Genomic DNA, 8,096 nt, shown 5'->3' on the forward strand with positions numbered 1-8,096 from the left:
GGGGCCGGCTGTCCCGGAGGCGTCACCGAAATTGAGTACTATGGAGAGGCTGTTTCCTTCCATTTTTCTCTGAACGGAGAGTCACATGGGCAAGAAGCGGATTCTGGTACTGGCAGGCGACTACGTCGAAGACTACGAACTGATGGTGCCCGTGCAGGCGCTCTCGGCGGTGGGGCATCGCGTGGAGGTGGTCTGCCCCGGCAAGAAGGCCGGCGACAAGGTGCGCACGGCCATTCACGACTTTGAAGGCGATCAGACCTACAGCGAGAAGCGCGGGCACGACTTCACGCTCACCGCCACGTTCGACGGGCTGTCGGCCGCCGATTTCGACGCGCTCGTGATTCCGGGCGGACGTGCGCCCGAATATCTGCGGCTCAACGACGAGGTGCTCGCGGCCGTGCGTCACTTCGCCGAGAACGACAAGCCGATTGCCGCGATCTGTCATGGCGCGCAGTTGCTGGCCGCGGCCGGCGTCATCGAGGGGCGCGAGTGTTCCGCGTATCCGGCGTGCGCGCCGGAAGTGCGCCTTGCCGGCGGGAAATACATGGAGATCGGCATCGACGAGGCGCATACCGACGGCAAGCTCGTGACCGCGCCGGCGTGGCCCGCACATCCGGCGTGGATCGCGCAGTTCCTCGCGGTGCTCGGGACGAAGATCGAACTCTGATTCGTATCGCTCGCGTTCGTCCTGTTCCTCCCGTCCTTCCGGTCGTTCCGTTGTTCCATTCGCCGGCCGGACCCGGCCCCCCGCGCGCGGGGGGGCTTTTCATTCGTGCGCCGCGCGCTATCGGGCGAGCCCGCTCATCGCGCGCAGCCGCGCATCGGCCTGCGCGAGCGCGTGCTCGCTGAAGACTTCGATGCCATGACGCCGCAGCCACGCGGCCGTCACGCCTTCTCCGGCGATTTTTCTTGCGCGGAACGAACCGTCGTAAATCGTCGAGCTGCCGCACGACGGGCTGCCTTCCTTCAACACGGCAATGCGTATGCGGTGGACCTGCGCCAAGGCGAGGGCGCGTTGCGCGCCCTCGAGGAAGGCCGCGCTCACGTCCGCGCCGGTGCTGTCCGTCACCCGCGCGAGCGATCGCCACACCGCCTCGCCGCTCGACGCGCCGGAGATCTCGGCGGGCGCGCGCGGCGTCGGCAGGCCGCCGGCCACTTCGGGACAGATCGGGACGATGAGATCAGCCGCGCGCCAGCGTTCGAGAATGGCGGCGTCGCTCGTGCAGGCGGCGTGGCGTCCGTCATAGCGGACCGGCTGGCCGAGCAGACAACCGCTGACAAGGATACGAGGCGGGAAAGACATGCGCGCAGACTATCATGGCGGCGGCTCTGTCCCAAGTTGACGCGTTTCCGAAAGCTCGCCGCCCGACACCGCAGCACTATCGGTCGAACCCGACCCCGGGCGGCCGGCTCGCGATTCGCGGCCTTCCCGACGTCTATCAATGCGCCCTCGAGCGGCCCTATCTCGCAGCGCTGTGGCTCGATAATCGCGCGCTGTACGACGGCGAGATGCGCAACCTCGGCGTCATCTGGCGCGACAAGAACGACCCGCCGTATGCGACGACGGTGAACTTCACCGGATGTCTGGGCGCAGGGATGAATTCCGCGGGCGTTGTGGCAGCGCCGGCGGTGCATGGCGGCATACCTCGCGCCAACACGTCGATTGCCGCCATGACCGTTGGCCGGCGCCTTCGCACCTTCGCGCGTTACGCGAGACACAGGACGCGAAATTGGCGTGAGATGCCCTCAGAAATCCGCTCGGTGCGCTGGCGCTGTCCGCTGAAATGGCGTTCCGGCTGGGACGGCCCGGCACGTCCGACATCCTGCCGTGGACGACGAGCACGAGCGGCATCGTCCATTCCGTGGGCACGCATGTATCCCGCGCGTGCGGCGGCGATCAGCGCGCAACAGTCGCCGTTTCCGGTCTCCGGCCTCCGGCCTCCGGCCGTCGTCCGTGATCGTCACGAACGGCGCGGCGGGGCCGCGAGCAGCGTGCTGGCGGCACTCATCAATGCATCGATGGCTGCGCGAAGCTTGGGCGACGGATGCCGAGTATCGGGCCAGACCAGATGCAGCGGCGTGGCTGGCGCATAGTGATGCGGCAGCAGTTGGACGAGGCGTCCGCGATCGAGCGATTGCACGACCAGCCAGTGCGGCAGGCAAGCGATGCCGAGCGCCTGTTCCGCGGCTTCGCGCAGCGTGACGAGATCGTCGAGAACGAAACGCGGCGCGCGGCGGGTGTCTCGCGGCATCGCCAGGGCCGGCCATTCGTAGAAATTGCCGTTGCGGCCGTACATCAACCGTTCGTGGGCGCCGAGATCGGCGCTTGTGTGGGGGGTGCCATGCTCGGCGAGATAGGCGGGCGCCGCGCACAACATCATCGTCTGCTCGCCGAGCGGCCGCGCCTTGAGGCCCGGGGTGTCGTCGAGGCGACCGCTGCGCACCGCCAGGTCGTAGCCTTCCTCGATCAGATCGACGCGCCGGTCGCTGAACGCCATCTCGAGGCGCAGTTGCGGATGCGCTCTCGCCAGCGCCAGCAACACGGGCGCAATGCACTGGCGGCCGACCTGGACCGGCATCGTGACGCGAAGCATGCCCATCGGCGTCTGCGAACCGGCACTCAGCTCGCTTTCCGCCTCCGAGAGCTCGGCCAGCACCTTCGTGCAGCGTTGATAGAACGACTGACCCTCGTCGGTCAGATGCTGGCTGCGCGTGGTGCGATGAAACAGGCGCACCCCGAGCCGCGTCTCGAGTCGACCGACGCGCTTGGCGACGGCGGAGCGGGTGAGGTGCAGGCGTTGTGCGGCGCCGGAAAAACTGCCGGCGTCGGCGGCCGCCACGAACGCGGAAATGCCCGAGAGCCGGTCCGGTGTATAAGCGTCATTGGTGCTCATTTATCTCCAATATGAAGAGAATTTGCCATCACTGCCGCTAAGTATTCTCCAATAAGCTTATGGTGTCCACCCGGCATGCCGGGGCAACTCCATCAGACAGAGGATCGGTGATGAACACGATGCAGCAATGGCAGATGACAACGCTCGGCGAGACGGCGCTCGAGCGCGCGACAGTGGCGATTCCACGGCCCGGCCCGGGCGAGGTACTGGTAAAGGTCGGCGCGGTGTCGCTCAACTACCGCGACGCGTTGATGATCGACTCCGGCATGGGCCTGCCGCTCACGTTCCCGTATGTACCGGGCTCCGACATGGCGGGCGAAGTGGTCGCCGTGGGCGGCGGTGTCACGCGGGTTCGCGCAGGCGAGCGCGTGGTCAACACATTCTGGGATCGCTGGATCGACGGCGAGCGGGCGCCGGCGGGTTTGCAAATTTTCGGCGGGACGCTGCAGGGCGTGCTGCGCGAGTACGCGGTGTTCCCCGAGGACGCCGTGGTGCGTGCGCCGGCCACGCTCGACGACGTGGCCGCCTCGACCCTGACCTGTGCCGGCCTCACCGCGTGGTCGGCGCTGTTTGGCCACGGGCGCCGTCTGGCAGCCGGCGAGACGGTACTCGCGACCGGCACGGGCGGCGTGGCGCTGTTCGGGGCGCAACTGGCGCTGGCCCACGGAGCCCACGCGATCGTCACGAGCGCCAGCGAAGCGAAACTCGCGCGGGTGCGGGCGCTTGGCGTGACGCACGGTGTGCCGCGTCGGGACGGCTGGTCCGAAGACGTGCTGCGGCTCACCGAAGGGCGGGGCGTCGAACAGGTGCTGGAACTCGCCGGAGGCGACATGGGCGAGACGATGAGCGCGCTTGCCCATGGCGGCAAGGTTTCCGTCATCGGCATGCTGGGCGGCCAGACGTTGCAATTGCCCGTCTACCCGGTGCTGCTCAAGCGCGCCCACATCCAGGGAATCGGCGTGGGGCATCGGGCGGGACTCGAGTCGCTGGTGACGATGATCGAGCGCCACGCCATCACGCCGGTGGTGGACGCCGTCTACGATTTCGCGGACTTCAGGCAGGCGCTGGCGCACCTGCGGCGCGGCGCCTTCGGCAAGGTGGTGGTGCGCGTGGACGGGGCGCCGGCCCGGGTTGCCTAAGGCTGAAAGCTCGCATACACTATCGACGCCACAAACCCCGCGTGACTGGCGATTAGGGCGCACAGCCTTGTGTGTCCGAGGTGGAGCAACCCACCGGGAAGCGCCGGGGTCTTATTTGCCGTTCGCCTGGGCAGCCGTGATGGTTGGTGCTGCCCTGTCTATCGTCTTCCAAAGCACAAAGGAAGGCGCGCCGCACCATCCCCTCCCGGAAAACCTGTTCAATTCAACGGAAACGCCATGTTCGACAAATCGAAATCCACTGTTGCCGCCGTCGATCCCGACGTTTGGGCTGCGATTCAGAAGGAAAACCAGCGTCAGGAAGATCACATCGAGCTGATCGCCTCGGAAAACTACACCAGCCCGGCCGTGATGGAAGCGCAGGGCTCGCAGTTGACCAACAAGTATGCGGAAGGTTATCCGGGCAAGCGCTATTACGGGGGTTGCGAGTACGTCGACGTGGTCGAGCAGTTGGCCATCGATCGCGTGAAGGCCCTGTTCGGCGCCGAAGCCGCGAACGTGCAGCCGAACTCCGGTTCGCAGGCGAACCAGGGCGTGTATTTCGCCATGCTCAAGCCGGGCGACACGATCATGGGCATGAGCCTCGCCCATGGCGGTCACCTCACGCACGGCTCGCCGGTGAACATGTCGGGCAAGTGGTTCAACGTGGTGAGCTACGGCCTCAATGAAGCCGAGGACATCGATTACGACGCGGCCGAGAAGCTCGCGCAGCAGCATAAGCCGAAGATGATCGTGGCAGGCGCCTCGGCCTTCTCGCTGAAGATCGATTTCGAGCGCATGGCCCGTATCGCCAAGTCGGTCGGTGCGTATTTCATGGTCGACATGGCCCACTACGCCGGTCTGATCGCCGCGGGCGTGTATCCGAATCCGGTGCCGCACGCCGACTTCGTGACCACGACCACGCACAAGAGCCTGCGTGGCCCGCGCGGTGGCGTGATCCTGATGAAGGCCGAGTTCGAGAAGCAGATCAATTCGGCGATCTTCCCGGGCATCCAGGGCGGCCCGCTCATGCACGTGATCGCCGGCAAGGCCGTGGCGTTCAAGGAAGCCGCGACACCCGAATTCAAGGCGTATCAGGAACAAGTGGCGAAGAACGCGCGCGTGCTGGCCGAGACGCTGGTCAAGCGCGGTCTGCGCATTGTGTCGGGCCGCACCGAATCCCATGTGATGCTGGTCGACCTGCGTGCGAAGCACATCACCGGCAAGGCGGCGGAAGCGGCGCTGGGTGAAGCGCACATCACCGTCAACAAGAACGCGATCCCGAACGATCCGGAAAAGCCGTTCGTCACGAGCGGCGTGCGTCTGGGTTCGCCGGCAATGACCACGCGCGGCTTCAAGGAAGCGGAGGCCGAACTGGTCGGCAACCTGATCGCCGACGTGCTGGACAATCCGGAAAACGCCGAGACGATCGCCACGGTGCGCGCCAAGGTCGCCGAGCTGACCAAGCGTTTCCCGGTCTACGGCTAAGCGGCGGGCCCCACACGCATGCGCTGCCCGTTCTGCCGACACGACGACACGCAGGTCATCGACTCGCGTGAAGCGGAAGACGGCGCCGCCATCCGGCGGCGTCGGAAATGCCCGTCGTGCGACAAGCGCTTCACCACATACGAGCGCGTCGAGCTCGCGATGCCGGCTGTCGTCAAGAAAGACGGCAGCCGCGCCGAGTATGATCGCGCGAAGGTGCGCGCGAGCATGCAACTGGCGATTCGCAAGCGTCCCGTGAGTGCCGAAGCCATGGATGCCGCGATCGCGCGCATCGAATACAAGCTGCTGGCCGGCGCGGAGCGCGAAGTGATGAGCCAGCGCATTGGCGAACTGGTCATGCGCGAGCTCAAGCGGCTGGACAAGATCGCGTATATCCGGTTTGCGTCGGTGTACCGCAGCTTCGAGGACATTGCGGAGTTCCGCGACGTGCTCGAGGAGATCGACAGCGCCGACCTGAAGCCGAAGCGCAAGCCGGTGTGACCCGGTCGCGCAGTCGCGCGCAGGTCGGGAGTGGTTGCAGCAAGTTGGACGGAAAACCCGTCGCGCCTGAAAGGGCGCGGCGGGTTTTTTATTGGTGCGAGCCGTTTCCCAATATTGGCTATTGGCCGTTGTTTGCGTACATCAAAATTTTTTATTTTGGGATTTTGTTATTGGATTATTGGGCTTTTTGGGAAAGTCCCAGTGTTTTAAAGAATTATTTTGTTGTGAAAGTTCTCAATTTAATTATTTCTCCGGCTTTGAGTTAAGTATCAAAAATCAGTGATTTCGGGCTTGTTTCGATAATCCGCCTTTTAGACTTCGTGAGCCTTGACGCAGGTCGTAGCGCCGTGTCTGGAGTGCGATGGGAGAAAACTCATCGTTTTTCACGAATTAATTTATGGATTATCGAATGCAAAAGGTTCATCCGAAGTCGAACGCCCTACGTCAGACGAAGATTTGCATGGCTGCAGCGACGGTGGTGGCGGCAGCCGCTTTGCCCGGTTATGCGGTGGCCGAGGAAAGTGCCGCCCCCGCGTGGCAGACGACCAAAGAAGGCCGTCAGAAAGCGCTGAACGGCAAGATCAGCGCAAGCGAAAACGCACCGGCCAAATGGAAAGACGCTGACGAAGCATTGCGTCATCAGAAGTCGTTTGGGCGTTTCGCGAGCACCGTTCGCGAAGCGCTCGGAAAGCCGGCCAGCAAGGAAAAGCTCCAGGCCCTTGGCGAAGTGAAGCGGGCCGTTGAGGCTGAAATTACCGTGATCGCGTCGAAAAATCCGACCGAAGGCGAAGCACCCGCGCACGACAAGGAACACGCGACGGCGCTGGGTGCCCTTAAGGAGGCACTGGCGAAGATCGACGCCGAAGCCAAACTCGCCGCTTCCAATGATGACCGGAAGGCACTTGATGCTCTCGTCGCCGAAGCCAAGGTGAATGGGGCCATCACGGCCGCGCAGACCGCCCTCGACGGCGCCAAGAAGAATCTGGATGACTTCAACCTGCTCAAGCACAAGCAGAGCGTCTGGGAAGCGGTGGACAGCGACGAGATGGTCGCGCGACTCGACAAGACCTTCGTGCTCGACGCAAACGCGCCCAACGCCGAAAAGAATGGCACGAAGTCGGCATGGTCCGACATGAACCTCCAGACGTTCAAGTCGGACGACGCGGTTGGCACGACCGCCAACGCGCACACCAAACTGGCTCAAGGCGCCACGCTTGAACTGGGCAGCTTTTCCGGCAGCGATTCCGACGCCATTTACGGCCTGGCGGAAAACAACGGTCAGAAGACGCGCGCCATCGACACCCTTCGCATTCTCGCGGACGCCGATCATCGAGTGCATGTCGCCGACGGCGTGCTGAGCATGAAAAACGGGATCGAAGGCAGCGGCAAGATTGCGATCGACGTGGGTCCGAAGGGCGAACTGAACTTCCTGGCAGACGGTGTGGGCGTCGACGCCGGCGCGCAGCAGGTGACGCTCACGGCCACGGGCCCGGCAAGCGGCTCGGCCGAGGCAGCCGGCAAGATCGCGTTCGGCAAGGGCACGAGCGCCGGCAAGGCCCGCATCGAGGTCGTCAATGGCGCGGCGCTGGGCTTTTCGGAAGGGGCCAACGCAGGCGCGAGCACGATCAACATCGGCGGGACGATCACCCAGGACGAAGTTGAAGCCGCCAAGGCGCTCGACGAGAACAGCACCCTGGCCGAGGCCACGGCCGCCAGCGCGACTTTCGATGGGGCATCGGCCGCCGACGCCACGATCCGCAATAGCGGCAACCTGACCTTCACGGGCGCAGATCTGGGCAACGCGAAGATCACGAACGAAGTGAAGGGCATCGTGAAGATCGAAGGCAAGCCGTTCAAGCTCGAGGACAGCGAGCGTCCCGAGACGCGGGCCTCGGTCGCCGGCAATGCCGAGCTGACCAACCGCGGCACGCTGACCGTGACGGACGCCAAGCTCGGCAACATGCACCTGACAAACGAGGGGCAGGCGTCCATTATTGATCCGGCCCCTGTGAACTTGTATCAAGCTGCATAGCGAACAGGGCCGTGCTCGAAATACTTGCGAATTCGTTCGGGCTGGCGT

General features: G+C 64.5%; 7 protein-coding genes and 1 riboswitch. Of the genes, 5 read left to right on the plus strand and 2 right to left on the minus strand.

Features of this window, described 5'->3' with window-relative positions:
* The first annotated feature begins 85 nt into the window (after positions 1–85).
* The gene (locus CDN36_RS10215) at positions 86–667 is read left to right on the plus strand and encodes a DJ-1/PfpI family protein (protein ID WP_150555265.1); all 582 of its coding nucleotides are present in this window, start codon (positions 86–88) and stop codon (positions 665–667) included.
* Positions 668–784: 117 nt separating this feature from the next.
* Here CDN36_RS10215 and CDN36_RS10220 read toward each other — a convergent pair whose 3' ends face one another.
* On the minus strand, positions 785–1,303 hold the full coding sequence (locus CDN36_RS10220) for a 2-thiouracil desulfurase family protein (RefSeq protein WP_287496659.1): 519 nt from the start codon (positions 1,301–1,303) through the stop codon (positions 785–787).
* A 658-nt stretch (positions 1,304–1,961) separates the two neighbouring features.
* On the minus strand, positions 1,962–2,894 hold the full coding sequence (locus CDN36_RS10225) for a LysR family transcriptional regulator (RefSeq protein WP_287496660.1): 933 nt from the start codon (positions 2,892–2,894) through the stop codon (positions 1,962–1,964).
* A gap of 119 nt (positions 2,895–3,013) precedes the next feature.
* Here CDN36_RS10225 and CDN36_RS10230 point away from each other — a divergent pair, with 119 nt between their 5' ends.
* The 4 genes from CDN36_RS10230 to CDN36_RS10245 all read left to right on the plus strand — a co-directional run bounded on the left by CDN36_RS10230 (position 3,014) and on the right by CDN36_RS10245 (position 8,048).
* Positions 3,014–4,033, plus strand: a complete 1,020-nt coding sequence (locus tag CDN36_RS10230) for a zinc-dependent alcohol dehydrogenase family protein (RefSeq protein ID WP_287496671.1) — start codon at positions 3,014–3,016, stop codon at positions 4,031–4,033.
* Between the two features lie 31 nt (positions 4,034–4,064).
* Positions 4,065–4,172: riboswitch (ZMP/ZTP riboswitch) on the plus strand.
* Positions 4,173–4,270: 98 nt separating this feature from the next.
* Positions 4,271–5,518, plus strand: a complete 1,248-nt coding sequence (gene glyA / locus CDN36_RS10235; protein ID WP_150555260.1) for a serine hydroxymethyltransferase — start codon at positions 4,271–4,273, stop codon at positions 5,516–5,518.
* Between the two features lie 18 nt (positions 5,519–5,536).
* Positions 5,537–6,016, plus strand: a complete 480-nt coding sequence (nrdR, locus tag CDN36_RS10240; protein ID WP_150555259.1) for a transcriptional regulator NrdR — start codon at positions 5,537–5,539, stop codon at positions 6,014–6,016.
* A 460-nt stretch (positions 6,017–6,476) separates the two neighbouring features.
* Complete coding sequence (locus CDN36_RS10245) at positions 6,477–8,048, plus strand: hypothetical protein (protein ID WP_287496661.1); 1,572 nt, start codon at positions 6,477–6,479, stop codon at positions 8,046–8,048.
* The last annotated feature ends 48 nt before the right edge of the window (positions 8,049–8,096 follow it).

This window comes from Pandoraea sp. CB10b_02, assembly GCF_002216225.1.
In the GTDB taxonomy this organism is placed as follows: Bacteria; Pseudomonadota; Gammaproteobacteria; order Burkholderiales; family Burkholderiaceae; genus Pandoraea; species Pandoraea nosoerga.